This is a genomic window from Mycobacterium sp. MYCO198283, from assembly GCF_021213805.1.
Taxonomy (GTDB): domain Bacteria; phylum Actinomycetota; class Actinomycetes; order Mycobacteriales; family Mycobacteriaceae; genus Mycobacterium.
In genome coordinates, this window is sequence record NZ_JAJQJI010000003.1 from 1 (window position 1) to 23,922 (window position 23,922).

At 70.7% G+C, this 23,922-nt stretch carries 26 protein-coding genes; 20 read left to right on the forward strand and 6 right to left on the reverse strand.

All coding sequences use genetic code 11. The annotated features are described in order from the left end of the window. The 11 genes from LV457_RS06595 to LV457_RS06645 all read left to right on the forward strand — a co-directional run. The coding region (locus LV457_RS06595) for a hypothetical protein (protein ID WP_232170416.1) at window positions 1–111 on the forward strand (111 nt) is incomplete at its 5' end. After that, window positions 108–1,148: a virulence factor Mce family protein gene (locus LV457_RS06600; RefSeq protein WP_232169990.1), complete on the forward strand. Its 1,041-nt coding sequence runs from the start codon at window positions 108–110 to the stop codon at window positions 1,146–1,148. The genes LV457_RS06595 and LV457_RS06600, both read left to right, overlap by 4 nt. After that, window positions 1,145–2,683 carry an MCE family protein gene (locus LV457_RS06605; RefSeq protein ID WP_232169991.1) on the forward strand — a complete coding sequence of 513 codons (1,539 nt, stop codon included), beginning with the start codon at window positions 1,145–1,147 and terminating at the stop codon, window positions 2,681–2,683. The genes LV457_RS06600 and LV457_RS06605 overlap by 4 nt, the downstream gene beginning before the upstream one ends. After that, window positions 2,683–4,305, forward strand: coding sequence for a virulence factor Mce family protein (locus LV457_RS06610; protein WP_232169992.1), 1,623 nt, complete (start codon window positions 2,683–2,685; stop codon window positions 4,303–4,305). The genes LV457_RS06605 and LV457_RS06610 overlap by 1 nt, the downstream gene beginning before the upstream one ends. After that, on the forward strand, window positions 4,305–5,468 hold the full coding sequence (locus tag LV457_RS06615) for a virulence factor Mce family protein (RefSeq protein WP_232169993.1): 1,164 nt from the start codon (window positions 4,305–4,307) through the stop codon (window positions 5,466–5,468). The genes LV457_RS06610 and LV457_RS06615 overlap by 1 nt, the downstream gene beginning before the upstream one ends. Window positions 5,469–5,471: 3 nt before the next feature. Next, entirely contained in the window at window positions 5,472–7,016 is a 1,545-nt protein-coding gene (locus tag LV457_RS06620) for an MCE family protein (protein ID WP_232169994.1), read from the forward strand. Then, window positions 6,986–7,684: a hypothetical protein gene (locus tag LV457_RS06625; RefSeq protein ID WP_232169995.1), complete on the forward strand. Its 699-nt coding sequence runs from the start codon at window positions 6,986–6,988 to the stop codon at window positions 7,682–7,684. The genes LV457_RS06620 and LV457_RS06625 overlap by 31 nt, the downstream gene beginning before the upstream one ends. Before the next feature lie 5 nt (window positions 7,685–7,689). After that, window positions 7,690–8,733 (forward strand): RDD family protein, encoded by a 1,044-nt coding sequence (locus LV457_RS06630; protein WP_232170417.1) that lies wholly within the window; start codon window positions 7,690–7,692, stop codon window positions 8,731–8,733. Further along, complete coding sequence (locus LV457_RS06635) at window positions 8,730–9,341, forward strand: mammalian cell entry protein (RefSeq protein ID WP_232169996.1); 612 nt, start codon at window positions 8,730–8,732, stop codon at window positions 9,339–9,341. Before LV457_RS06630 ends, LV457_RS06635 begins: the two co-directional genes overlap by 4 nt. After that, window positions 9,338–10,129, forward strand: a complete 792-nt coding sequence (locus tag LV457_RS06640) for a mammalian cell entry protein (RefSeq protein WP_232169997.1) — start codon at window positions 9,338–9,340, stop codon at window positions 10,127–10,129. Before LV457_RS06635 ends, LV457_RS06640 begins: the two co-directional genes overlap by 4 nt. Window positions 10,130–10,156: 27 nt before the next feature. Continuing rightward, window positions 10,157–10,990 carry an SDR family oxidoreductase gene (locus LV457_RS06645; RefSeq protein WP_232169998.1) on the forward strand — a complete coding sequence of 278 codons (834 nt, stop codon included), beginning with the start codon at window positions 10,157–10,159 and terminating at the stop codon, window positions 10,988–10,990. Window positions 10,991–10,997: 7 nt separating this feature from the next. On the opposite strand, the gene LV457_RS06650 is transcribed toward LV457_RS06645, so the two are convergent. Continuing rightward, window positions 10,998–12,023: a phosphodiester glycosidase family protein gene (locus tag LV457_RS06650; protein WP_232170418.1), complete on the reverse strand. Its 1,026-nt coding sequence runs from the start codon at window positions 12,021–12,023 to the stop codon at window positions 10,998–11,000. 280 nt (window positions 12,024–12,303) lie between these two features. Between LV457_RS06650 and LV457_RS06655 the strand changes: the two genes are divergently transcribed. Beyond that, window positions 12,304–12,600 carry a GlsB/YeaQ/YmgE family stress response membrane protein gene (locus LV457_RS06655; RefSeq protein ID WP_232169999.1) on the forward strand — a complete coding sequence of 99 codons (297 nt, stop codon included), beginning with the start codon at window positions 12,304–12,306 and terminating at the stop codon, window positions 12,598–12,600. A gap of 161 nt (window positions 12,601–12,761) precedes the next feature. On the opposite strand, the gene LV457_RS06660 is transcribed toward LV457_RS06655, so the two are convergent. The 3 genes from LV457_RS06660 to LV457_RS06670 are packed head-to-tail and all read right to left on the reverse strand — an operon-like array spanning window position 12,762 to window position 15,807. Continuing rightward, window positions 12,762–14,042, reverse strand: coding sequence for a sorbosone dehydrogenase family protein (locus tag LV457_RS06660; RefSeq protein WP_232170000.1), 1,281 nt, complete (start codon window positions 14,040–14,042; stop codon window positions 12,762–12,764). Then, window positions 14,020–14,778, reverse strand: coding sequence for a pirin-like bicupin family protein (locus tag LV457_RS06665; RefSeq protein WP_239030427.1), 759 nt, complete (start codon window positions 14,776–14,778; stop codon window positions 14,020–14,022). The genes LV457_RS06660 and LV457_RS06665 overlap by 23 nt, the downstream gene beginning before the upstream one ends. Before the next feature lie 36 nt (window positions 14,779–14,814). Next, window positions 14,815–15,807, reverse strand: coding sequence for a sigma-70 family RNA polymerase sigma factor (locus LV457_RS06670; RefSeq protein WP_232170002.1), 993 nt, complete (start codon window positions 15,805–15,807; stop codon window positions 14,815–14,817). 70 nt (window positions 15,808–15,877) lie between these two features. On the opposite strand from LV457_RS06670, the gene LV457_RS06675 reads away from it, so the two are divergent. Genes LV457_RS06675 through LV457_RS06695 form a run of 5 tightly spaced genes read left to right on the forward strand, consistent with a single transcriptional unit; the run spans window position 15,878 to window position 19,762 of the window. After that, the gene (locus LV457_RS06675) at window positions 15,878–16,747 is read left to right on the forward strand and encodes an alpha/beta hydrolase (RefSeq protein ID WP_232170003.1); all 870 of its coding nucleotides are present in this window, start codon (window positions 15,878–15,880) and stop codon (window positions 16,745–16,747) included. Beyond that, the gene (locus LV457_RS06680) at window positions 16,744–17,778 is read left to right on the forward strand and encodes a hypothetical protein (RefSeq protein ID WP_232170004.1); all 1,035 of its coding nucleotides are present in this window, start codon (window positions 16,744–16,746) and stop codon (window positions 17,776–17,778) included. Before LV457_RS06675 ends, LV457_RS06680 begins: the two co-directional genes overlap by 4 nt. A gap of 43 nt (window positions 17,779–17,821) precedes the next feature. After that, window positions 17,822–18,565 (forward strand): DUF2786 domain-containing protein, encoded by a 744-nt coding sequence (locus LV457_RS06685; RefSeq protein ID WP_232170005.1) that lies wholly within the window; start codon window positions 17,822–17,824, stop codon window positions 18,563–18,565. Next, on the forward strand, window positions 18,562–19,077 hold the full coding sequence (locus LV457_RS06690) for a TIGR04338 family metallohydrolase (protein ID WP_232170006.1): 516 nt from the start codon (window positions 18,562–18,564) through the stop codon (window positions 19,075–19,077). Before LV457_RS06685 ends, LV457_RS06690 begins: the two co-directional genes overlap by 4 nt. A gap of 25 nt (window positions 19,078–19,102) precedes the next feature. Further along, entirely contained in the window at window positions 19,103–19,762 is a 660-nt protein-coding gene (locus tag LV457_RS06695; protein ID WP_232170007.1) for an O-methyltransferase, read from the forward strand. Window positions 19,763–19,832: 70 nt separating this feature from the next. Here the strand turns inward: LV457_RS06695 and ilvD are convergent, their stop codons facing one another. Beyond that, a complete protein-coding gene (gene ilvD, locus LV457_RS06700; protein ID WP_232170008.1) occupies window positions 19,833–21,536 on the reverse strand; it encodes a dihydroxy-acid dehydratase in 1,704 nt (567 codons plus the stop codon). 99 nt (window positions 21,537–21,635) lie between these two features. Between ilvD and LV457_RS06705 the strand changes: the two genes are divergently transcribed. Together LV457_RS06705 and LV457_RS06710 are read left to right on the forward strand one after the other, a co-directional pair. Then, window positions 21,636–22,199 (forward strand): DUF305 domain-containing protein, encoded by a 564-nt coding sequence (locus LV457_RS06705; protein WP_232170009.1) that lies wholly within the window; start codon window positions 21,636–21,638, stop codon window positions 22,197–22,199. Then, the gene (locus LV457_RS06710) at window positions 22,196–22,486 is read left to right on the forward strand and encodes a metal-sensitive transcriptional regulator (protein WP_232170010.1); all 291 of its coding nucleotides are present in this window, start codon (window positions 22,196–22,198) and stop codon (window positions 22,484–22,486) included. Before LV457_RS06705 ends, LV457_RS06710 begins: the two co-directional genes overlap by 4 nt. Here the strand turns inward: LV457_RS06710 and LV457_RS06715 are convergent. After that, window positions 22,483–22,782 (reverse strand): thiamine-binding protein, encoded by a 300-nt coding sequence (locus LV457_RS06715; RefSeq protein WP_232170011.1) that lies wholly within the window; start codon window positions 22,780–22,782, stop codon window positions 22,483–22,485. The genes LV457_RS06710 and LV457_RS06715 overlap by 4 nt on opposite strands. Before the next feature lie 144 nt (window positions 22,783–22,926). On the opposite strand from LV457_RS06715, the gene LV457_RS06720 reads away from it, so the two are divergent. Then, the gene (locus tag LV457_RS06720; protein WP_305071239.1) at window positions 22,927–23,907 is read left to right on the forward strand and encodes a L,D-transpeptidase; all 981 of its coding nucleotides are present in this window, start codon (window positions 22,927–22,929) and stop codon (window positions 23,905–23,907) included. Window positions 23,908–23,922 lie beyond the last annotated feature (15 nt).

A 23,922-nucleotide genomic window follows, 5' to 3' on the forward strand; every position in this document is an offset into this window, starting at 1 on the left:
ATGGACACCGGCGCGTCGATCGCCCCGTACAACCATTTCGAGCTGGGTCAGCCGATCCTCACCGAGTACGTGTGGGGTCGCCAGGTGGGGGAGAACACGATCAACCCATGAAAATCACCGGTACCGCCGTCAAGCTCGGCGCATTCTCGCTGGTGCTGCTGCTGTTCACCGCGGTCATCATCGTGGTGTTCGGACAGCTGCGGTTCGACCGCACCACCACGTATGCCGCCGAGTTCCAGAATGCGAGCGGCCTGCGCAGCGGCCAGTTCGTCCGCGCCTCCGGCGTGGAGGTGGGCAAGGTCAAGAGCGTGAAGCTCGTCGACGGCGGGCAGCGGGTGGTCGTCGAGTTCAACGTCGACCGCGGGCTCCCGCTGTTCCAGTCGACCACCGCGCAGATCCGCTACCAGGACCTGATCGGCAACCGGTACCTGGAGCTCAAGCGCGGCGAGGGCGAAGGCGCGAACCGCAAGCTGCCCCCGGGCGGTTTCATCCCGCTCTCCCACACGCAGCCGGCGCTCGACCTCGACGCCCTGATCGGTGGCTTCCGGCCGCTGTTTCGTGCACTCGACCCCAAGAAGGTGAACAACATCGCGTCGTCGATCGTCACGGTGTTCCAAGGGCAGGGCGGCACGATCAGCGACATCCTCGACCAGACCGCGCAGCTGACGTCGACGCTCGCCGAGCGGGATCAGGCGATCGGAGAGGTGATCAACAACCTCAACACGGTGCTGGACACCACGGTGCGCCACCAGAAGCAGTTCGACGAGACCGTCGACAACTTCGAGAAGCTGATCACCGGCCTGAAGGGCCGCGCGGATCCGCTCGCGGATTCCGTCGGCCACATCAGCGACGCGGCCGGCACGGTCGCCGATCTGCTCGCCGACGACCGGCCGCTGCTGCGCGACACCGTCAACCACCTCGACACCGTCCAGCAACCGTTGGTCGACCAGCAAGCGCAGCTCGACGACCTGTTGACGAAGCTTCCCGAGGCACTCCGGCGCATCGGTCGCACCGGCGGCGTCTATGGTGACTTCTTCAACTTCTATCTGTGCGACATCAACCTCAAGCTCAACGGCCTGCAGCCGGGCGGCCCGGTGCGCACCGTCAAGATCACCTCACAGCCGACGGGTAGGTGCACGCCGCAGTGAGAACGCTCGAAAGTGAAAACCGGATCCGCAACGGCATCGTCGGCGTCCTCGTCCTCCTCCTGGTGATCGGGGTCGGACAGAGCTTCGCGTCGGTCCCGATGATCTTCGCGACGCCCACCTACTACGGGCAGTTCTCGGACTCGGGCGGCCTGAACACCGGCGACAAGGTGCGCATCGCCGGCACGGACGTCGGGGAGATCAAGAAGCTCACGATCGACGGCGACAAGGTCGTCATGGGCTTCACCATCGGCAGCAACACCATCGGCAAGGAGAGCCAGCTGGCGATCCGCACCGACACCATCCTCGGCAAGAAGGTCCTGGAGATCACGCCGAAGGGCGACCAGCGGCTGCGCGCCAACGACGTGCTGCCGTTGGGGCAGAGCACCACGCCGTACCAGATCTACGACGCGTTCTTCGACGTGACGAAGGCCGCGCAGGGCTGGGACATCCGCACCGTCAAGGAGTCGCTGAACGTCTTGTCGGACACCCTCGACCAGACGTCGCCGCACCTGAGCGCGGCGCTGGACGGGGTGGCCCGCTTCTCCGACACCATCGGCAAGCGCGACGACGAGATCAAGCAGCTGCTGGCGAACGCCAACAAGGTGGCCGGCGTGCTCGGTAACCGCAGCCACCAGGTCAACGACCTGCTGGTGAACTCCGAGGTGCTGCTGCGGGCGTTCAACGAGCGCAACTCGCAGATCGACGCCCTGCTGGAGAACGTCAGCGCCTTCTCCACCCAGGTCAAGGGCTTCATCGACGACAACCCGAACCTCAACCGTGTGCTGGAGCAGCTGCGGGTGGTCAGCGGCCAGTTGGTCAAGCACAAGAACGACCTGGCCGACGTGCTGGTGACGCTCAGCAAGTTCACCGCCTCGCTCGCCGAGGCCGTCGCGTCGGGCCCGTACTTCAAGGTCATGGTCGTCAACCTGCTTCCGTACCAGATCCTGCAGCCGTTCGTCGACGCCGCATTCAAGAAGCGCGGCATCGACCCGGAGGAGTTCTGGCGCAACGCGGGCCTGCCGGCCTTCCAGTTCCCGGACCCGAACGGGGCGCGTCAGCCCAACGGCGCACCGCCGCCGGCGCCGACGCCGCTGGAGGGCACCGCCGAGAACCCGGGGCCGGCCGTGCCGAAGGGTTCGCCGTGCTCGTACACGCCGCCGGCCGACGGCATCCCGTCGCCGGGTAACCCGCTGCCGTGCGCGGGGCTCTCGGTCGGACCGTTCGGTGACAACCCGTACGGCCCGAACTACGGCCCGCCGAACGTCGCGACGTCGCCGCCGAACCCGAACGGGATCCTGCCCGGTCCGGGGGTCCCGGCCGCCGCGATCCCCGGGCAGGCCTCGCCCGACGTGCCGGGTAGCCCGGTGCCGCTGCCGCCCGCGCCGCCCGGTGGCCGGACCGATCCGGGCGGTCCGCCGCCAGGGTTCGCTCCGCCGCCGCCCGCGCTCAACGGACCGCCGCCTCCGCCGGGGCCCGGCCCGCAGGTGCCGGCACCGTTCATCACACCCGGCGGCGACCTGGGGGCTCCGCGCTGATGTCGACGATCTTCAACGTCCGCAACCTGAAGTTGCCGCAGGGCGTCAACCGCACGCGCCTGGTCGTCGGCGTCGTCGTGGTCGTCGTCGCGCTGATCGCCGGAATCGTCGGCTGGCAGGCCTACAAGAGGCTGACCACCAACACCGTCACCGCGTATTTCAGCGACACCCTCGCGCTGTACCCGGGCGACAAGGTGCAGATCATGGGCGTCCGGGTGGGATCGATCGACAAGATCGAGCCCGACGGCGACAAGATGAAGGTCACCTTCAGCTACGAGAACAAGTACAAGGTGCCGGCAAACGCCACCGCGTCGATCCTGAACCCGAGCCTCGTCGCGTCCCGCACCATCCAGTTGTCGCCCGCCTACACCGGGGGCGCAGAGCTGCGAGACGGCGATGTCATCGACCTCCAGCACACCCAGGTGCCCGTCGAGTGGGACGAGCTGCGCGACCAGATCACGAAGATCGTCACCGAGCTCGGCCCGACGCCCGAGCAGCCGAAGGGTCCGTTCGGCGACATCATCGAGTCGGCGGCCGACGGGCTCGCGGGCAAGGGCGAGCAGATCAACAAGACGTTCACCAGCCTGTCGCAGTCGCTCACCGCGCTCAACGAGGGCCGCGGCGACTTCTTCGCGGTGATCAAGAGCCTGGCGACGTTCGTCAACGCGCTGTACCGCAACGACCAGCAGTTCGTGTCGCTCAACAACAACCTCGCGCAGTTCACCAACGCGTTCTCGAACTCCGACCAGGAGGTGTCCCAGGCGCTGCGGCAGATCGACCAGCTGCTCACCACCACGCGGCAGTTCCTCGACCAGAACAGCGAAGTGCTGACCACGGACGTCAACAACCTGTCCGAGGCCACCACGGCGTTGCTGCAGCCGAAGCCGCGTGACGGCCTGGAGACCGCGCTGCACGTGTTCCCGAACCTGGGCGCGAACTTCACGAACATCTACTCGCCCACGCACGGCGCGCTGACCGCGGTGCCCGTCATCAACGGCTTCGCCAACCCGATGCAGTTCATCTGCAGTGCGATCCAGGCGGGCAGTCGGCTCGGCTACCAGGAGTCCGCGGAGCTGTGCGCGCAGTATCTCGGGCCGATCTTCGACGCGATCAAGTTCAACTTCCCGCCGTTCGGCGTGAACCAGTTCTCGACCGCGGAGACGTTGCCGAAGTACGTGGCCTATTCCGAGCAGCGGCTGCAGCCGCCGCCGGGCTACAAGGACACGACGGTGCCGGGGATCTGGTCGCGCGACACGCTGTTCTCGCACGGCAACCACGAGCCGGGCTGGGTCGTCGCGCCGGGCATGCAGGGCGTCCAGGTGCAGCCGTTCACGCAGAACATGCTGACGCCGGATTCGCTGGCGGCGCTGCTCGGCGGGCCCGACATCGTGCCGCCGCCGGGCGGTCCGCCCGGTGGTGCACCGCCGAACTCCTACGACCAGCAGAACCCGCTGCCGCCGCCGTGGTATCCGGGTCCGATCCCGCCGCCCGCACCGGCGCCTGAGGTCCAGACCGGGCCTGGCGCGATGTCGGCACCCGGGCCGGCCCCCGGTCCGGCAGCACCTGCCGCCCCGGCGCCGCCCGCGCCGCCCGGCGGTTACCCCGCGGAAGGAGCCGGCTGATGCGCGTGCCGACCCTGCGTACGTCGCTGCGGCGATGGGTCGTCCGAGCCTTTGCGCTGCTGGCCGCGGCGTGCGTGCTCACGTCCTGCTCGTCGTGGCGGGGCATCGCCAACGTGCCGCTGCCCGGCGGCCCGGGCACCGGCCCGGACAAGATCACGCTGTACGTGCAGATGCCGGACACGTTGGCGTTGAACGTCAACAGCCGCGTCCGGGTGGCCGACGTCTACGTGGGCTCGGTGCGGTCGATCGAGTTGAAGGACTGGATCGCCACGCTGACCCTCGACCTGCAGCCCGACGTCAAGCTGCCGAAGAACACGCTGGCCCGCATCGGCCAGACGTCGCTGCTGGGCACCCAGCACGTCGAGCTCAACGCGCCGGCCGAGCCGTCGAAGGAGATGCTCAAGAGCGGGGACATGATCCCGCTCAGCCAGTCCTCGGCGTATCCGACGACGGAGCGCACGCTGGCGAGCATCGCGACCGTGCTTCGGGGTGGCGGCATCCCGAACCTCGAGGTGATCCAGAACGAGGTCAACAACGTCCTGACCGGCAACGCCGAGCAGATCCGCGACTTCCTCGGCAAACTCGACACCTTCACCGCCGAGCTGAACGCGCAACGCAACGACATCACCCGGGCGATCGACTCGACCAACCGGCTGCTGCAGATCGTCGCCGACCGCAACGACACGCTCGACCGGGTGCTGACCGAGTTCCCGCCGCTGATCCAGCACTTCAACGAGACACGGGATCTGTTCGGCGACGCCGTGGTCGCGCTCGGTGACCTGTCGGCGGTGGTGGACCGATCGCTGACGGCCGCGCGGGCCGACCTCGACCGCAACCTGGAGCTGCTGCAGCGGCCGCTCAAGCAGCTGGGGCGCGCCTCGCCGTACCTGATCGGAGCGCTCAAGCTGATGCTGACCGCGCCGTACAACATCGACAACCTGCCCAAGGTCATCCGCGGCGACTACATCAACACCTCCGCCACCTTCGACCTGACGCTCAGCTCGATCGACAACTCGTTCCTCACCGGAACCGGGTTCTCGGGAGCGCTGCGTGCCCTGGAGCAGGCGTGGGGCCGCGATCCGTCGACGATGATCCCGGACGTGCGGTTCACCCCGCACCCGAACGACCCGGTCGCCGGACCGTTCGTGGAAAGGGGGGAGTGAGTCGTGCTGACCCGCTTCATCCGCATACAGCTCGTGCTGTTCACGGTGCTGACGGTGCTGGCGCTGGTGGTGCTCGGCTGGTACTACCTGCGGGTGCCCAGCCTCATGGGCATCGGCCGGTACACGCTGAACGCGACGCTGCCGGCCTCCGGTGGGCTCTATCCGACCGCCAACGTGACCTATCGCGGCATCACGATCGGAAAGGTCACCGAGGTCGAGCCCACCGAGACCGGTGCCCGGGCGTCGATGAGCATCGACAACCGCTACCGGATCCCGGTGGACGCCACCGCGAACGTGCACTCGGTGTCGGCCATCGGCGAGCAGTACCTCGACCTGGTGTCGCCGTCCGACGACAACGACAAGTTCTTCGGCGACGGCCAGACCATCACCCGCAGCACCGTTCCCGCGGAGGTCGGGCCGGCGCTCGACGCGGCCAACAACGGCCTCGGCGCGTTGCCGTCGGACAAGATCGCCACGCTGCTCAACGAGACGGCGCTGGCGGTCGGTGGGCTCGGGCCGTCCCTGCAACGGCTGGTCGACGCCACCCAGGCGATCGTTGGCGACTTCAACCGCAACATCGGCGACGTCAACGCGATCGTCGACAATTCGGCGCCGATCCTCGACAGCCAGGTCAACAGCGGCGACGCCATCGGGCAGTGGGCGGCCAACCTGAACGTGATCGGGGCGCAGGCGGCGGCCGAGGACCAGTCGCTGCGCAACGGGCTGACGCAGGCCGCGCCGACGGCCGATCAGCTGAACACGGTGTTCAGCGGCGTGCGGGAATCGCTGCCGCAGACGCTGGCGAACCTCGAGATCGTGCTCGACATGCTCAAGCGGTACAACAAGGGCCTCGAACAGACGCTGGTGGTGCTGCCGCAGGGCGCCGCGATCGCCCAGACCGTGGCGGCGCCGTTCCCCGGCCAGGCCGCGCTGGACTTCAGCCTGACGATCAACCAGCCGCCGCCGTGCCTGACGGGCTTCATCCCGGCGTCGCAGTGGCGGTCGCCGGCCGACGTCCGCACGGTGGACCTGCCGGAGAACACCTACTGCAAGGTCCCGAAGGACACCCCGGCGAACGTGGTGCGCGGCGCGCGCAACTATCCGTGCGCCGACGTGCCCGGCAAGCGGGCGGCCACCCCGATGGAGTGCCGCAGCGACGAGCCGTACACCCCGGCCGGCACCAACCCCTGGTACGGCGATCCGAACCAGATCGTCAACTGCCCGGCGCCCGCGGCCCGCTGCGACCAGCCGGTCGAACCGGGCCGGGTGATCCCCGCGCCCACCATCAACAACGGCATGAACCCGCTGCCGGCCGATCAACTGCCCGGACCGGTGCCGCCGACGAGCGATCCGTTGACGCCGCCGGGCACGGGTACCGTGCAGTGCAACGGCCAACAGCCCAACCCGTGCGTCTACACCCCGGCCTCGGCGGTGTACAGCCCGGCCAGCGGCGAAGCCATCGGGCCCGACGGCACTCGTTACGACGTGTCGAATTCGATCAGTACAGGAGACAACGGATGGAAGGAGATGCTGGCACCGGCCGGCTGAACCCCACCGATCACACCGACGACGCGGCCGAGGACGTAGCTCCCGCGCCGGAATCCCCCACATCCGACGATCCGTCCGGGTCCGACCTCGACGCGGCGGGCGCCACCGACGAGCAGGCCGCCGCCGACGAGACGGCACAGCCCGACGCACCGGCACCGCCCGACGGGGCGTCGTTCCTGTCGCGCGGCTGGATTGCGGCCGTGGCCGTCCTGCTGACGGTGCTGGCGCTCGGAGTCGGAACGCTCGGCTACCTGACGTGGCGGGCGAACCGCGGCGATGCGGACACCTCCCGCAACGAGGCCGCCGCCGCCGCGGCCGCGAAGAACTGCGTCGCCGCCACCCACGCGCCGGACGTCTCGGCGATGGCGGCCAGCCAGCAGAAGATCATCGAGTGCAGCACCGGCGACTTCGGTGTGCAGGCGAACTTCTTCGCGCCGATGCTCGTCGAGGCGTATCAAGCCGCCGACGTGAAGCTGCAGATCGAGGACATGCACGCCGCGGTCGAGAAGCACAACGACGACGGCTCGATGGACGTCCTGGTGTCGTTCCGCGTCAAGATGTCGAACGTCCAGAGTGCTGACCAGGAGATCGGTTACCGGCTGCGGGCCCGCATGGCGCCGGACGCCGGACAGTTCAAGGTGGCCCGACTCGACACGGTGTCGGCTTGACCACGGTGCTCGACGAGAACGCCGTCGGCGACGAGGCGGTCGCGACGGATCGGCCCGTCGCCTCGTGGGGCGCGCGCGCGGCCGCCTTCGCCATCGACGTGCTGCTCGGCCTTGGCGCGGTGGCGTCGTTCGTGCTGCTCGCCGTCATCGCCCGGGACGTTGCGTGGCTGCGCTGGAGCGCGGCCGGGGCAGCGGGTGTGCTGCTGCTGGCCGTCGCCGCCAACCGCTGGCTGGGGCCGGCGCTGACCGGCCGGACGCTCGGCCGGGCGCTGCTCGGTCTGCGGGTGGTCGGCCGCGGCGAGGCCGCTGACGGTCCGGTGCTGCCGGCGTGGCGGGCGCTGCTGCGCGATCTGCTGCACCTGCTCGACACGCTGTCGGTGTTCGTCGGGTGGCTGTGGCCGCTGTGGGACGACCGCCGCCGCACCTTTGCCGATCTGCTGGCCCGCACCGAGGTCCGGCCCGTCCCGCGGCCGAAGCGCCGGGTGCCGAGGGTGGTCGCCGTCGTCGTCGCCGCCGTGACCGCGTTGGCAGTCGCCGGCGCCGTGCTCGGCGCGCTGACCGTCTACCGCCCGCAACGGCAGACCGCCGACACCCGGGAGGAGCTCCGCGCGCAGGCGCCGGAACTGGTCGGCGACCTGCTCAGCTACAGCGCCGACACCGTGGACCAGGACTTCCAGTACGCCCAGGAGCTGGTGACCGACTCCTTCCGAGAGCAGTTCGTCGCCGAACAGCAGGCCGCACGCAAACGGAAGATCGTCGACACGCAGTACTGGGTGGTCGACAGCGCGGTGCTGTCGGCGTCCCCCGACCGGGCGCAGCTGCTGATGTTCCTGCGCGGTCAGCGGGGCAACGATCCCGCCAGCACGGCGTTCCTGTCGAACGTCAACGTGTTCGTCGATTTCGAGCGCAACGGCGACGGGGCGTGGCGGGTGTCCGGGTTGCGGCCGCTGCCGCCGCCCAACGCGTCGACCCCGCCGCCGACCGCCGCGCCGCCCACTGCGCCGGCGCCGCCTCCGCCCAACACGCCGGCACCGGGAGCGCCCCGATGAGCCCCCGCCGCCGGATCGATCCGGTCGAGGAACCCGCCGACGTCGCCACCGAGGCCGCCACCGCCGAGCCGGGCGCCACCGAGGCGCCGACGCGTCGGTCCGCACTCGGCTGGCTGCGGAGGCGGCGGTGGAGTGTCATCGCCGCGAGCGCGGTGGTGGCGTTGCTGGTCGCGGGGGCGATCGCCGCCAACGCCCTGATGGCGGTGGCGACGACCCGCGTTCACCGCGCGCAGATCGACGAAGCGGCGGCGCTCGATTTCGTGAAATCGTTCATGGTCGAGTTCACTTCGCCGAACCCGTTCGCGGCCAACCAGTACGCCGACAGCGTGATCGCGAAGTCGACGGGCCCGTTCGAGGACCAGATGACGCAGATGAAGAACCAGGTCGTCCTGATCGCCGGGTTGGGCACCGTGACGTCGGGTTCCGTCGCGTCTGCCGGCCTGGTCCATCACGACGACGACGGCAGCATCCGCACGCTGGTGGTCATGAACATCGCTCGCGCGTCGCCGGACGGCAAGTCAGCCGAGCAGATTCAGAAGCGGTGGCAGGTGACCACCGTCAAGAGGGGGCAGGAGTGGAAGATCAGCGACGTGACGGACGTCCCATGAGTGGGGGCGACGATCCGGCCGCCGGCACCCTCCGGGAGCACGAGCCGCCGGTCGAGCCGGCCACCACCGAGGAGCGGGCCGCCGAGCTCGCCGAGGGCGACGCGGCCGGGGGCGCGGTGAGCACCGAGACGACCGGGGACGCGGGAGACGACGGGTCGCCCGCCGACGGACCCGCCTCGGAAGAACCGGCCGCCGCAGAACCGGCCGCGGAAGAACCGGCCGCCGCAGAACCGGCCGCCGAGCCGGGCCCGAAGGTCCGCAAGCCACCCAACCGGCTGGTCTTCGCGGCTGCGGCGGTCGCCGCGGTGCTGTTCGTCGCGGCGTCTGCCTTCGCGGCGGCGATGGCACAGCCGCAGCTGTCGCACGCCGCGCAGGTGCAGAGCAAGCTGAACGTGGCGCGCACCGCGGCCGACGGGATCACCGCGCTGTGGACGTACACGCCGGAGAACATCGAAGGCCTGCAGGCCCGCTCGTCGCAGTACCTCGGCAGCGAGCTCGCCGAGGAGTACCGCAAGACCATGGACGCGATGGCGGCGATGAACAAGCAGGCCGAGGTCAGCACGTCCACCCAGGTCGTGGCGGTTGCCGTCGAGTCGTTCGAGGGCGACACCGCCACGGCGATGGTGTACACCAACACCACGAGCATCAGCCCGAAGACCCGCAATATCCCGTCGCTGCAGTACCGGTCGTACCGGCTCGCCATGCACCGGGAGGGCAGCCGGTGGTTCATCGACGACATGCCGTTGATCAGCAACCTCGACATCACGCCGCGCCTGCCACCGGTCTGAGCGGCCGCCGTCGATAGGCTGGCCGGCATGCCAGGAGTTCTCGTCACGGGTGCGTCCCGCGGCATCGGCCATGCCATCGCGACGCGCCTCGCCGCCGACGGCTGGGAGGTGTTCGGCGGCGTCCGCACTGACCGCGACGCCGACCAGTTGGGCCGCCATCCGCGCATCCGGCCGGTCGTCCTCGACGTCACCGACGAGGCGCACATCGCAGCGCTGCCCGCCGCGCTGCCCGAGCGGCTCGACGCGCTGGTGAACAACGCCGGCATCGCGGTCGGCGGCCCGCTCGAGACCATCAGCCCGGCCGACATCCGCCGTCAGCTCGAGGTCAACGTCGTCGGCCAGCTCGCCGTCACCCAGGCGCTGCTGCCGCGGCTGCGGGCGTCGCGCGGCCGGATCGTCTTCATCTCCAGCGTCAACGGGCAGGTGTCGGCGCCCTTCTTCGGGGCGTACGGCGCGTCGAAGTTCGGCCTGGAGGCGGCGGCGCACGCGTTGCGGATGGAGCTGCGGCCGTGGCACATCGGTGTCAGCATCGTCGAGCCCGCCCAGACGAGCACCGACATGTGGCACACCGCCGAACAGGTGCTCGACGACACCGTCGCCCAGCTCTCGGCCGACCACCGCCGGCTCTACGGCAGGCACATCGAGGGTTTCCGCAAGGCGATCCCGGTGTCGCAGCGGATGGCCGCGCCGCCGGAGAAGGTCGCCGACGTGGTGGAGCGGGCGCTCACCGCGAAGCGGCCGAAGGCCCGCTACGTGGTGGGTGCCGGACCGGCGCTGGCCGCCGCGATCGTGCCGAGACTGCCGCTGCGGCTCAGCGATCCGATCCTGCGGCGCGTGATGGGCCAGCCCGCTCGGCTCTGACCGCCGCTCAGCTGAACGCCAGCCAGCTCGGCAGCGCGCGCTCCCGCGAGTCGCACAGCACCAGCCGCGTGTCGCAACTGCCCTTCGGCGCGCCGGCACCGGACCACATGCCGCCGGTGTCGCGCTTCAACACGATCGCTGAGGAGCCACCGCCGTCGAGCAGGATCGCCTGGTCGGCGCCGAGGCCGCGGAACAGGTCCTGCATGTTGTCCGGTGTGTAGCTGCCGCCTTGGAAGACGTACAGCTCGTCGCGGGCCCTGCTGTAGCCGACGGCGGTGCGGGCGGCGCTGGGGCCGCCGTCGCCCAGCTGAGCGGTTGCACCGGGCGCCAGCAAGCCGATCCCGCTCACCGCGACGAACCGCGCACCGGCGTCCGTCAACCGCTGGATGACCGGCGTGGCGGCGTCGAAATCGTTGTCGCCCTTCGGCATCACGACGTAGGGAGCCGCGCCGACGGGCAGGATCATCGTCGCCAGCGCGCTCCAATTCTCGCCGCCGCCGGACAATCCCTGCTTGCCGGCGTACGCGACGGTGCCGGTGACGGCGGTGTTGGCGCGGCCCTGGCCGCGGGTGTTGTCGACGTAGGCGCCGAGCGGCGAGCTGCACCCCGTGGCCTTCCACGACCCGCCGGCCTGTGGCCGGACGTCGAAGAAGTTCGCGTTGATCGCGATCACCGGCATGCCGAGCGCCTGCCAGGCCTGCAGCGGGGGATAGGTCTCCGACGCCTGTCGCAGGCCTTCGGCGGTGCGGGCGCCGGGCGTGCGCTCGCAACGCGACTGCGCCCCGGCGTGGCTGTCGACCAAGAGCCGCGGAGTCATCCGAGCGGTGGCGTTCTTGATGGTCATGAGGCGGCCACCGTTGTCGAGCGTGTACTCGGCGCCGGCGGCGTTGCGGAACGGCGCCGCGTATTGGCCGCCGAAGTTGTAGACCAGGTAAGCGCCCTTGGTGTTGGCGATCGCCGCCATCAGCATCGCGCGGGCATCGCCCTCGGCGCGGGCGGGCTGCTCCCCGATCAGCGCGAGTGCCGGGAGCAGGGCGACGGCCAGGCAGCCGGACAGCAGGCGGCGCAACCTCGGCGTCGACACAGTCCGACTCCCTCCTGAGCTGGGGCGATATCCGAAGAATCAGTCACAGGAACCACACTGTCAACTTTCGTCACAGTTCCGTTGCGGCGCGGTTGCGGCGCGTCGCGGACGGGTCACGATGTGGCCGCTTCTGCCGCAAATTTGGTCATCGAAGCGTTAGACCTTCCCCAAACGGGGAACACGGCGGACAGCGGCACCACGGAAGGCGCCGTAGAACAAAGGAGCGGCTATGTTGTGGACAATTCTGAGCGCCATCGTCGTTGGCCTCATCGTCGGCGCGCTCGCTCGCCTGATCCTTCCAGGTAAGCAGAACATCGGCGTGGTCATGACGATCCTGCTGGGCGTGGTCGGATCGTTCCTCGGAACCTGGATCACCTACAAGCTCGGCTACAGCAACGAGAACGGCGGCTGGAAGGTCATCCCGTTCCTCGTCGGAATCGTCGTCGCCTGCGTCTTGATCGCGATCTACACCGGCATCACGGGCCGGCGCGGCGCAGGAACCGGCTCACCCGTCACCCGACGCTGACACTCGACAACGACGCCCTCGAAGGTTCCGGCCTTCGGGGGCGTCGTGGTGCGGGAGGCGTCGATATTCGACGGCGTGGCTGAGAACCGGAGAGACGCCGGCGGCGCGTTCGCGCTGATCGTCGCGGCGCTCAAGATCTCGGCTCTGGCCGGTCCGGTGAACTAGGGCGGCGGCGCCAGCCGGTACACCGCGCCGGCGTAATCGTCGGTGACGTAGACCGCGCCGTCGGGCCCGGCCACTGCCGCGACGGGACGTCCCCAGCGGGAGCCGTCGGCCGCCTGGAAGCCGCCGACCAGCGTCTGCTGGTCGCCGAGCCCGCCGTCGCGCCAGGGATAGAACGACACCTCCGGTGCGCGCGCCGGCTCCCGGTTCCACGAGCCGTGCACCCCGATCAGCGCACCGCGACCGAGCGGCCCGGGCAGCGTGGCAAAGGCCATCCCGAGCGGCGCCGAGTGCGCGCCCATGCTCTGTTCGATCGGCGGCAGGGCGGCGCAGTCGAGCTTCGACCCGTCGGCGTTGGTCTGCACGTCGGGGATGAGCGGCAGGTTCGCCGGCCCGCCGTCGGTATTGCAGTACGGCCAGCCCAGTTCGCGGCCGGGCGTCAGCCGCGCGACCGACTCCGGCGGATGGTCGTTGACGTAACTCTGGTCGACCTGACCGCGCCGGGGGCCGTCGGGGAAGGCGATGTTGTCGCGGTTGTTGACCGCGGTCCACACCGCACCGTCCGGCGCGACGGCCAGCCCGGTGCCGTTGCGGACGCCGGTGGCGAACGGCGCTGCCGGCCCGCCGCCCGGCGGAACCCGCATGATCGTCGCGCGCGGCGGCGTCGCCTCGCGGTCGGCGGCCGAGATGTTGCCGGTCGACCCGATCGAGAAGTACACGGCGCCGTCGGTTCCCACGGCCACGCTCTTCAATGCGTGCGAGTACGCGCCGCGCAGCTCCGGGCTCTTCGCGTCGGGCAGGTTCGCGGCGACGACGCGCGGCGCGCGGGCGGTGCCGCCGGTGTAGTCGTAGGCGACGACCCGGTTGCTCTCGGCGACATACAGCGTCGATCCGGCGAAGGCCAGCCCGTGCGGCTGCTCGAGGCCGCGCAACAGCACGCCGTCGCGGTCGTCGGCGGTGAGCCGGCGCACGCTGCCGTCGGCCGGAACCGACACCAGCAGTGCGCCGTCGGGCGCCCACGCCGCGAGCCGGGCCTTGGGGATGCGGGCCCACACCGAGATCGTCCACCCGGTCGGCACCACCGCCGCGCGCGGCTCGTCGAACGGCGGCTGCGCGAACTCAGCGGGCACGGTCAGCGTCACCCGGGCGCTGCCGCCGGCGACCGGGGCGGCAGACGTCGGTGCGGTGGTCGACGGCGATACGTCGCCGCCGCCGCACCCGGCCAGCAGGACGGCGACGGCGACGAGCGCGCCCGCGTTACGCGGCCGCAAGCCCGGCATGCATCTCCCAGACCAGGATCTCGGCCGGCTCAGTCGCGGTGACACGCTGGCCGCCCGTCGCCGTGAAGCGCACCGCGTCGCCCTGGTGCAGCGGGCCGGCCCCTTCGAGGTCGACGGCGCCGCGCGCCACGAACAGGTGCACGTACGGGGCCTCCGGAAGCGTCACGGTGTCGCCGAGCTGCAGCCGACCGCCGTGCAGCGCCGCGTAGCGGTTACGGATCGCGATGGCAGTCTCGCCCGCGTGCTGCGGCATGCCGGACGCGATGGTGACGAGCCCGCCGCGGAGCAGTTCGTCGCCGATCTCCAGCTGCTGGTAGCCGGGGCTGATCCCGGATTCGTCGGGCACCACCCACATCTGCACGAAATGCACCGGCTCCCGGTGGCTTTCGCTGCCCGTGAGCCGCCACGAGTCGTTCTTCTCCGAGTGCAGGATCCCGCGGCCGGCCGACATGCGTTGTGCCAGGCCGGGATAGATGACGCCCGAGTGTCCGGTCGAGTCCTGGTGCACCAGTGAGCCACGCAGCACCCACGTCACGATCTCCATGTCGCGGTGCGGATGGGTCTCGAAACCCGCACCGGGCGTGACGATGTCGTCGTTGTTCACCAGCAGCAGCCCGTGATGGGTGTTGGCCGGGTCGTAGTGGCTGCCGAACGAGAACGAGTGCTTCGAGTCCAGCCACGAGATCTTCGTCGCCGCCCGGTCGGACGCGCGGCGGATGTCGACGGTTGCGGTCAAATCGGTCACGTCCCTACCCCTACCTCGAATACCAGCCTAGTGGCCGGCGCTGCCCCCGACAACGAGCCGCTCGGGCAGCCCGAAGCGGGCGAACAGCGAGGTGTCCATGAACGCGACGACGTGGTCGATGCCGGCGGCGGCCATGGCCAGCACGTGCAACTGGAACGCCTCGTGGTGTCCGGTCTGCGGGTCGCGCAGGTACATCGCGGCGGCGGGCTGGCCGTTCGCGGTGGTGGGGATCAGCCGCATGTCGCCGGCGCGCTCGGCGGGGCAGTGGTGGCGCGAGAGGTCGCCGATGGCCTGCGGCCCCTGGTACCAGCCGGTGAACGGCGGCATCTCCCAGACGGCCTCGGCGGTGAACAGCTCGACGAGCCGGTCGATGTCGTACGCCTCGAATGCCGCGATGTAGCGGGCGAGCCGATCCTGCACGTCGGGCGAATCCGGGGTGCTGTACCGGTCGTCGGCGCTCGGTTTGACCTCGTCGAGCTGCGCGCGCGCCCGCTGCAGCAGGCTGTTCACCGCGGCGGTGGAGGTGCCGAGCGCCTCGGCCACCTCGGCGGCCTTCCACTGCAGCACGTCGCGCAGCACCAGCACGGCGCGCTGCCGCGGGGACAGGTGCTGCAGCGCGGCGACGAACGCCAGCCGGACCGACTCCCGGGACCCGACGATGGTCGAGGGGTCCAGCGCGTCGTCGGGCAGTGGTTCCAGCCACGGCACCTCGGCGTTCTGGGCGAGCTCGTCGTGCGGGTCGGAGCTCGGGGCGCCGAGCCCGCTCGGCAGCGGACGGCGTTGCCGGCTCTCCAACGCCGTCAGGCAGGTGTTGGTGGCGATCCGGTAGAGCCACGTCCGCAGCGACGACTGGCCGCGGAAAGTGCCGTGGCCCTTCCACGCCCGCAGCAGGGTTTCCTGCACCAGGTCTTCGGCGTCGTGCAACGAGCCGGTGAGCCGATAGCAGTGCGCCAGCAGTTCCCGCCGGTGCGCTTCGGCCTGGAGGAGGAACTCGTCGTCGGTATGTGCCAGGACGCTCACGCTTGCCCAGCCTACGCAGGGAGGTCAGGCGATTTCGGTGGTTCCCGCGACCGGCGGCTACCCTGCCCGAATGGCGAGTACCCGCAGCGAGCAGGCCTTCGACGGCGTCGGCGGCACCTCTTCCCGTCGCTCCGCTCGCCCCGGCGTCCGCATCGTCTACGACCGCTGGACGCCCGACGGCGAGGTCCGCGGCGTGGTGGTGCTCGCGCACGGCTACGCCGAACACGCCGGTCGTTACGCCCATGTCGCGCAGCGGTTCGGGGCGGCGGGGTTGGCGGTGTATGCGCTCGACCACCGCGGCCACGGCCGCTCCGGCGGCAAGCGGGTGATCGTCGGCGACATCTCGGAGTACACCGGTGACTACGGCACGCTCGTCGACATCGCCGCCGCCGAGCACCCGGGCGTCCCGGTGGTCGTCCTCGGCCACAGCATGGGCGGCGCGATCGTTCTCGCCTACGGCGCCGAGCACGTCGACCGCTACGCCGCGATGGTGCTCTCCGGGCCGGCCGTCGCGATGCAGGACGAGATCGGCGCGCCGATGGCGGCCATCGGCAAGGTGCTCGGCCGGTTCCTCCCCGGCGCGCCGACCCAGCTGCTCGACGCGAACGCCATCTCCCGCGATCCGGCCGTCGTCGCCGCCTACCGATCCGATCCGCTGGTGCACACCGGCCGCGTGCCCGCCGGGATCGCCCGGGCGCTGATCACGGTCGGGGAGCGGCAGCCGCAGCTGGCGGCGCAACTGACCAAGCCGCTGCTCATCGTGCACGGCGGTGCGGACACGCTGGTGCCCCCGGCCGGCAGCCGCAAGCTCGCCGAGCACGCCGGCCGCGCCGACGTCGCGCTCAAGATCTATCCCGAGCTGTATCACGAGGTGTTCAACGAGCCCGAGCGCGACCGGGTGCTCGACGACGTGGTGTCGTGGATCGAGACCCACCTGTGAGGAGCCGGTGGGCCGCACCGCTTTTCGCCCTGCTGCTGGTCGCCGGCTGCTCGTCCGGGAACTCGGGTGAGACGGCATCGCCGTGGGTCGAGGACGAGGTGACGTTCACCGCGGACGGCCTGACGCTGCACGGCACCTACCGGCACGGCCGCGACGGCGACGCTGGTCCGGCCGCGGTGCTGATCTCCGAGAGCGGGCAGACCGACCGCAACGGCGACAACAAGGTGGCCGGCAAGATCGGCACCATGCGCGACATCGCGCAGCGGCTCTCCGACGCCGGCGTCGCCAGCCTGCGCTACGACAAGGTGGGCACCGGCGACACCGGGCTCGGCCCCTACGCCCAGAATCCGGCGGCCGTCGGCAGCGCGGTGTTCACCGGCGGCGCCAAGGCCGCGGTGCGCTTCCTCGCCGCCCAACCGGCCACCGCGCCGGACCGCATCGGCGCCTACGGGCTGGGGGAGGGCACGGTCCACGCCCTCCAGCTGGCCGTCGACACCGCGCCCGACGCGCCGCGCATCCACACCCTGGGATTGCTGCAGCCGCTGCCGGGCCGCTACCTGGACCTCATCACCTCGAAGCTGCGGGCGCAGAACGAGGCGGGTGTGCGGGAAGGCCGCGTCACTGCGCAGCAGGCCGATCAGTTGATGACCGCCTGGACGACGGCCGTGCAGCAGGCGCGGACCACCAAGACGGTGCCGCAGCTGCCCCCGGAGCTGCGCGGGCTGCTGCATCCCGGCAACGTCGCCGCGGTGGTCGAGAGCGACGCAATCGACCCGGTGGCCCTGGCGCGGCGGGTGCCGCCGACCACGCAGGTGCTGCTGACCTGCAGCGACGCCGACGGCCAGGCGCCGTGCGACCAGATGCAGCCACTGGCCGACGCGCTGGCGGCCACCGCGCTGGACGACGTGCAGCTGCGGGGCGTCAACCACGTGCTGAAGGACGACCCCACCGACAGCGTCGCCGACTACGCCAACGACAAGCCGCTGTCGCCGCAGTTCGTCACGGCACTGCAGGCCTTCGCCACCCGGTAGCGCTGCCGGCGGGTTGTCGAAAGCGGTGCCCTACCGTGGCGCCATGACCGACAAGATGCTGGCGCGGATCGCCGCGCTGCTCCGGCAGGCCGAGGGCACCGACAACCCGCACGAGGCCGAAGCGTTCCTGGCGGCGGCCCAGCGCCTCGCCACCGCCACGTCCATCGACCTCGCCGTGGCGAGATCGCACGCGAAAAGCCGTACACCGCAGCAGGTTCCGGTGCAGCGCACCGTCACCATCGGCAACCCCGGCACCAAGGGCCTGCGTACCTACGTGCAGCTCTTCGCCGTCGTCGCCGCCGCCAACGACGTCGCCTGCGACGTGGCGTCGAACTCGTCGTTCGTCTACGCCTACGGGTTCGCCGAGGACATCGACGCCACCAAGGCGCTGTACGCGAGCCTGGTGGTGCAGATGGTGCGGGCCTCCGACGCCTACATCGCCAGCGGCGACCACCGGCCGACGCCCACCATCACCGCCCGGTTGAACTTCCAGCTGGCCTTCGGCGCACGGGTCGGGCAGCGGCTGCAGGAGGCGCGGACGCAGGCCCGCCACGAGGCGTCCGAGGCCCGCGGCTCCGCACCGGGCACCGCGCTGGCGTTGCGCAACAAGGACATCGAGCTGCGGGACTTCTACCGCAGCGAGTCCCGGGCGCGGGGCACCTGGCGGGCGGCCCGTGCCACCGCCGGCTACTCGTCGGCGGCGCGGCGGGCCGGTGACCGCGCCGGCCGGCGCGCGCGGCTGGGCAACAGCGCCGAATTGTCCGGCGCCCGGACCGCGCTGCCGTGACGGCGAGCCGCGACACCCAGCGATCACAGGTGTACGCGGCCGAGGCGTTCGTCCGCACCCTCTTCGACCGGGTGGCGCAGCGCGGTTCGCCGCTGGTCGACTTCTTCGGCGCCCAGCTGACGCTCCCGCCGGAGGGCCGGTTCGGTTCCGTCGAATCGGTGCAGCGCTACGTCGACGACGTGCTGGCATTGCCGGCGGTGCAGGCACGGTGGCCTGGTGCCGCGCCGCTGGCCGTCCGTCGCCGCCGCGGCGCCACCGCCGCGCATTACGAGCGCTCGACGGCGGGTGCGGCCATCGCGGTGCCCGACCGGTCCGGCACCTGGGCGCTGCGCGAGCTGGTGGTGCTGCACGAGATCGCCCACCATCTCTGCCTGGCCGACGACGAGCCGCCGCACGGCCCGCGGTTCGTCACCACGATGCGCCAGCTGTGCGACGCGGTGATGGGTCCGGAGGTCGGGCATGTGCTCGGGGTGGTCTACGCACAGGAAGGGGTGCGCGAGGGCACCGGCTGACAGCGGTGGGTTTACCGTGACGCGGGTGACCGATGCCACCGCACACGACGTCGACGTGCTGCTCGACGAGCTCCTGCTGGGCGACGATCCGGTGCTGACGGCCGCGCTGGCCGACAGTGCCGCGGCGGGACTGCCGCCGATCGAGGTGTCACCGCAGGCCGCCCGGCTGCTCGGGCTGCTGGTCCGCATCGGCGGCGCGCGCCGGGTGCTGGAGATCGGCACCCTCGGCGGCTACAGCACCATCTGCCTGGCCCGCGCCGTCGGGCCTACCGGGCGGATCGTCACGCTGGAATACGAGCCGCGGCACGCCGAGGTCGCCCGCCGCAACCTGGACCGCGCAGGTGTCGCCGACCGGGTCGACATCGTCGTCGGGGCCGCGCTCGATTCGCTGCCGACGCTGGCCGGCGGCGAGCCGTTCGACTTCGTATTCATCGACGCCGACAAGGAGAACAACCTCGCCTACGTGCAGTGGGCCGTCGACCTCGGCCGCCCGGGCACCGTCATCGTCGTCGACAACGTGGTGCGCAACGGCCGCGTGCTGCATCCCGCGCCCGAGGACCGGCAAGCCCAGGCGGTGCGCGCGACGCTCCGGCTACTGGGCGAGCACCCGCGGCTCGACGCGGCCGCCATTCAGACCGTGGGCCGCAAGGGCTGGGACGGCTTCGCTGTCGCGCTGGTGACCTGACGCCGAGAACACCGTTCTTGCGCGATATGCCCGGCTTTTCGGCAAGAACGGTGTTCTCGGCGAACGGGGCCTAGCTGCAGACCGCGCCCACGGCCGCTGAGCCGACCAGCTTGGTGTACTTGGCCAGCACCCCAGTCGTGTACACGGGAGGCAGCGGCTCGAAGCCGGCCTTGCGTGCGTCGAGTTCGGCGGCGTCGACCAGCAGGTCCAGCGTGCCGTTGGCGACGTCGAGGCGGATCTTGTCGCCGTCGCGCACGAACGCGATCGGCCCGCCGTCGACCGCCTCGGGCGCGATGTGGCCGACGCACAGGCCGGTGGTGCCGCCCGAGAACCGGCCGTCGGTCAGCAGCAGCACGTCCTTGCCCAGCCCGGCGCCCTTGATGGCGCCGGTGATGGCGAGCATCTCTCGCATGCCCGGCCCGCCCTTGGGGCCCTCGTAGCGGATGACGACGACGTCACCGTGCGTGATGGTGCCGTCCTCCAGCGCGTCCAGCGCCGCCCGCTCGCGCTCGAAAACCCGTGCGGTGCCTTCGAACACATCGGAGTCGAAGCCGGCCGATTTCACCACCGCACCCTCGGGCGCCAGAGAGCCGCGCAGGATCGTGATGCCGCCGGTGGGGTGGATCGGGTTGTTCATCGCCCGCAGCACCTTGCCGTCGGGGTCCGGCGGCTCGATGTGCGCCAGGTTCTCGGCCATCGTCAGGCCGGTGACGGTCAGGCAGTCGCCGTGCAGCAGGCCGGCGTCCAGCAGCGCCTTCATGACGACGGGCACACCGCCGATCTCGTCGACGTGCTTCATCACGTGGCGGCCGAACGGCTTCACGTCGGCCAGGTGCGGCACCCGCTGCCCGACGCGGGTGAAGTCCTCGAGGGTGAGCTTGACGTTCGCCTCCCACGCGATGGCCAGCAGGTGCAGCACCGCGTTGGTGGAACCGCCGAACGCCATGACCACGGCGATGGCGTTCTCGAACGCCTCCTTGGTGAGGATGTCGCGGGCGGTGATGCCCCGGCGCAGCAGCTCGACGACGGCCTCGCCCGACCGGCGGGAGTACTCGTCGCGCCGGGAATCGATGGCCACCGGGGACGCGCTGCCCGGCAGCGACATGCCGAGTGCCTCGGCGGCCGAGGCCATGGTGTTGGCGGTGTACATGCCGCCGCAGGCGCCCTCGCCGGGACAGATCGCGCGTTCGATGATGTCGACGTCCTCGCGCGACATCAGGCCGCGGGCGCACGCGCCGACCGCCTCGAAGGCGTCGATGATGGTGACTTCGCGTTCCGAGCCGTCGCTGAGCTTGGCGACGCCCGGCATGATCGAGCCGTTGTAGACGAAGACCGACGCCAGGTTGAGCCGCGCGGCGGCCATCAGCATGCCCGGGATGGATTTGTCGCAGCCGGCCAGCAGCACCGTGCCGTCGAGTCGCTCGGCCTGCACCACGGTCTCGACACTGTCGGCGATCACCTCGCGGGACACCAACGAGAAGTGCATGCCCTCATGACCCATGGAGATGCCGTCGGACACCGAGATCGTGCCGAACTCCAGCGGGAAGCCGCCGGCCGCGTGCACGCCGCCCTTCACCGACTGCGCCAGCCGCTGCAGCGACAGATTGCACGGCGTGATCTCGTTCCACGACGAGCCGACGCCGATCTGCGGCTTCTCCCAATCGTCGTCGCCCATGCCGACCGCGCGCAGCATCCCGCGCGCGGCGGTCTTCTCGAGGCCGTCGGTGACATCGCGGGAACGCGGCTTGATGTCGGGACCCTTGGTGTCGCTCATGAGGTCAAGTATGCGCAGCGTGTCCAATCGCTTCCGTCGCGATCGCGCAGCGGGCGACGCTCGCTTGACATACCCCACCGGGGTACCGAAGCTGATGGCATGATCCGGCTGTCCGCCCTCCTCGCCGCCGCGCTCGGCGCCCTGCTGCTGATCGCCGGTTGCAGCCAGCAGCCCGCCGAACACGACCATGCCAACCACGACCATGGGTCGTCCGCCACCCACAACGCCCAGGACGTGATGTTCGCGCAGCACATGATCCCGCACCACCGGCAGGCCGTCGAGCTGTCGGCGCTGGTGCCCGAGCGCACGCAGAACGCCGAGGTGCGACGCCTCGCGCAGCAGATATCGGACGCCCAGCAGCCCGAGATCGACACCATGACCGGCTGGCTCACGGCCTGGGGCGAGACGTCCGGCTCCGGCGGTCACGACGCGATGGCGGGCATGGTCGACGATGCGACGATGCAGCGCCTGACCGACAGCCGGGGCACCGCGTTCGACCGGCTGTGGCTGCAGTCGATGATCGCCCACCACGAAGGGGCGGTCACCATGGCGCAGCAGGAGGTCGACAACGGCGGCAACCCCGACGCCAAGGCGCTCGCCCGCCGGATCGTCGAGACCCAGCGGGCCGAGATCGACCAGATGAAGAAGTTGCTCGGGCCGTGAGCGCCGACCACGGGTACACCGCCCGCAAGGACGACTACGCCAAGCGGTTGCGCCGCATCGAGGGCCAGGTGCGGGGCATCGCCCGGATGATCGACGACGACAAGTACTGCATCGACGTGCTCACCCAGATCAGCGCGGTGAACAGCGCGTTGCAGTCGGTGGCGCTCGGCCTCCTCGAGGAGCACCTCGGCCACTGCGTCGCAGGCGCCGTGGCCGCCGGGGGTGACGACGCCGCGGACAAGATCGCCGAGGCGTCGGCCGCAATCGCGCGGCTGGTGAGGTCCTAACCGCCCAGCTCGGCTTCGAGCCGCTGCACCTTCGCGGCGAGCTGGCCGGTGTAGCCGGGGCGGATGTCGGCTTTGAGGACCAGGCTGACCCGCGGGGACACCGCGGCCACCGCGTCCACCGCCGCCTTGACGACGGCCATGCACTCATCCCACTCGCCCTCGATGTTGGTGAACATGGCGTTCGTCTCGTGCGGCAAGCCCGACGCCCGCACCACCCGGACCGCCGCCGCGACCGCCTCGCGCACCCCGCCCGTCTCGTCGGAGGTTGCGGGACTGATGCTGAACGCCACGATCATCCCGCCAGCCTGGCACATCGGCACCGGCGCACACGCTGCCGCAACCGCACGCTCCGACTGCACCGAACACACCCCCCGGGGGTATTCCGGCCTGGGCGTCGGCCCGCTGTGCGACACTGGGCGGCGAACTGCTTGGAGGTGGGGATGCGAAAGACGTCATCGAGCTGGGCGCTGCGCGCCGCGATCCTGCTGGTCAGCGCGCTCGCGGTGATGTTCAGCCTGGTCGCGCCCGTCGCAACGGCCGATCCCGATCCGGTGCCGCCGGCCCCGGGTGATCCCTTCGCGCCACCGCCGCCGCCGGACCCGTTCGCGCCGCCGCCGAACCCCGTCGCACCGGCCGCGCCGGCGGATGCGCTGGCCGCGCCGGGCCCCATCCCGCAGGGCACCCCCGCGGGCCAGAACCCGCTGCCGTTCACCGGCACGCCGCCGTTCCGACCGCCGGCGTTCAACCCCGTCAACGGCGCCATGGTGGGCGTCGCCAAGCCGATCATCATCAACTTCGCGGTGCCCATCGCCAACCGCAAGATGGCCGAGGACGCCATTCACGTCTCGTCGAGCCCGGCGGTGCCCGGCAAGTTCTACTGGATGAGCGATACGCAGGTGCGGTGGCGGCCCATCGACTTCTGGCCGGCCCACACGACGGTCAACATCGACGCCGCCGGCGCGAAATCCAGCTTCCGCGTCGGGGATTCGCTCGTCGCGACGGTCGACAACAAGACCAAGCAGATGGAGATCATGCGCAACGGGAAGCTCGAGAAGACCTTCCCGGTGTCGATGGGCAAGCCCGGCAACGACACCAAGAACGGCACGTACTACGTGCTGGAGAAGTTCCCCGACATCGTCATGGACTCATCGACCTACGGCGTGCCCGTCGACTCACCCCAGGGATACAAGCTCAAGGTGCAGAACGCCGTGCGCATCGACAACAGCGGCGCCTTCGTCCACAGCGCGCCGTGGTCGGTGGGGGACCAGGGCAAACGCAACGTCAGCCACGGCTGCATCAATCTCAGCCCCGCCAACGCCCAGTGGTTCTACGACAACTTCGGCAGCGGCGACCCGGTGGTGATCAAGAACAGCGTCGGGCTCTACAACCAGCCCGACGGCGCCCAGGACTGGCAGATCTAGGCGCTTGCACCCGCG

Excerpts from the sequence above, each read along its gene's own strand:
- LV457_RS06655 (WP_232169999.1), top strand. The coding sequence starts at position 12,304 with ATGTTGTGGACAATTCTGAGCGCCATCGTCGTTGGCCTCATCGTCGGC.
- LV457_RS06640 (WP_232169997.1), top strand. The coding sequence starts at position 9,338 with ATGAGTGGGGGCGACGATCCGGCCGCCGGCACCCTCCGGGAGCACGAG.
- LV457_RS06615 (WP_232169993.1), top strand. The coding sequence starts at position 4,305 with ATGCGCGTGCCGACCCTGCGTACGTCGCTGCGGCGATGGGTCGTCCGA.
- ilvD (WP_232170008.1), bottom strand. The coding sequence starts at position 21,536 with ATGAGCGACACCAAGGGTCCCGACATCAAGCCGCGTTCCCGCGATGTC.
- LV457_RS06625 (WP_232169995.1), top strand. The coding sequence starts at position 6,986 with ATGGAAGGAGATGCTGGCACCGGCCGGCTGAACCCCACCGATCACACC.
- LV457_RS06715 (WP_232170011.1), bottom strand. The coding sequence starts at position 22,782 with ATGATCGTGGCGTTCAGCATCAGTCCCGCAACCTCCGACGAGACGGGC.
- LV457_RS06685 (WP_232170005.1), top strand. The coding sequence starts at position 17,822 with ATGACCGACAAGATGCTGGCGCGGATCGCCGCGCTGCTCCGGCAGGCC.
- LV457_RS06660 (WP_232170000.1), bottom strand. The coding sequence starts at position 14,042 with ATGCCGGGCTTGCGGCCGCGTAACGCGGGCGCGCTCGTCGCCGTCGCC.
- LV457_RS06600 (WP_232169990.1), top strand. The coding sequence starts at position 108 with ATGAAAATCACCGGTACCGCCGTCAAGCTCGGCGCATTCTCGCTGGTG.
- LV457_RS06705 (WP_232170009.1), top strand. The coding sequence starts at position 21,636 with ATGATCCGGCTGTCCGCCCTCCTCGCCGCCGCGCTCGGCGCCCTGCTG.
- LV457_RS06645 (WP_232169998.1), top strand. The coding sequence starts at position 10,157 with ATGCCAGGAGTTCTCGTCACGGGTGCGTCCCGCGGCATCGGCCATGCC.
- LV457_RS06675 (WP_232170003.1), top strand. The coding sequence starts at position 15,878 with ATGGCGAGTACCCGCAGCGAGCAGGCCTTCGACGGCGTCGGCGGCACC.
- LV457_RS06610 (WP_232169992.1), top strand. The coding sequence starts at position 2,683 with ATGTCGACGATCTTCAACGTCCGCAACCTGAAGTTGCCGCAGGGCGTC.
- LV457_RS06720 (WP_305071239.1), top strand. The coding sequence starts at position 22,927 with ATGCGAAAGACGTCATCGAGCTGGGCGCTGCGCGCCGCGATCCTGCTG.
- LV457_RS06635 (WP_232169996.1), top strand. The coding sequence starts at position 8,730 with ATGAGCCCCCGCCGCCGGATCGATCCGGTCGAGGAACCCGCCGACGTC.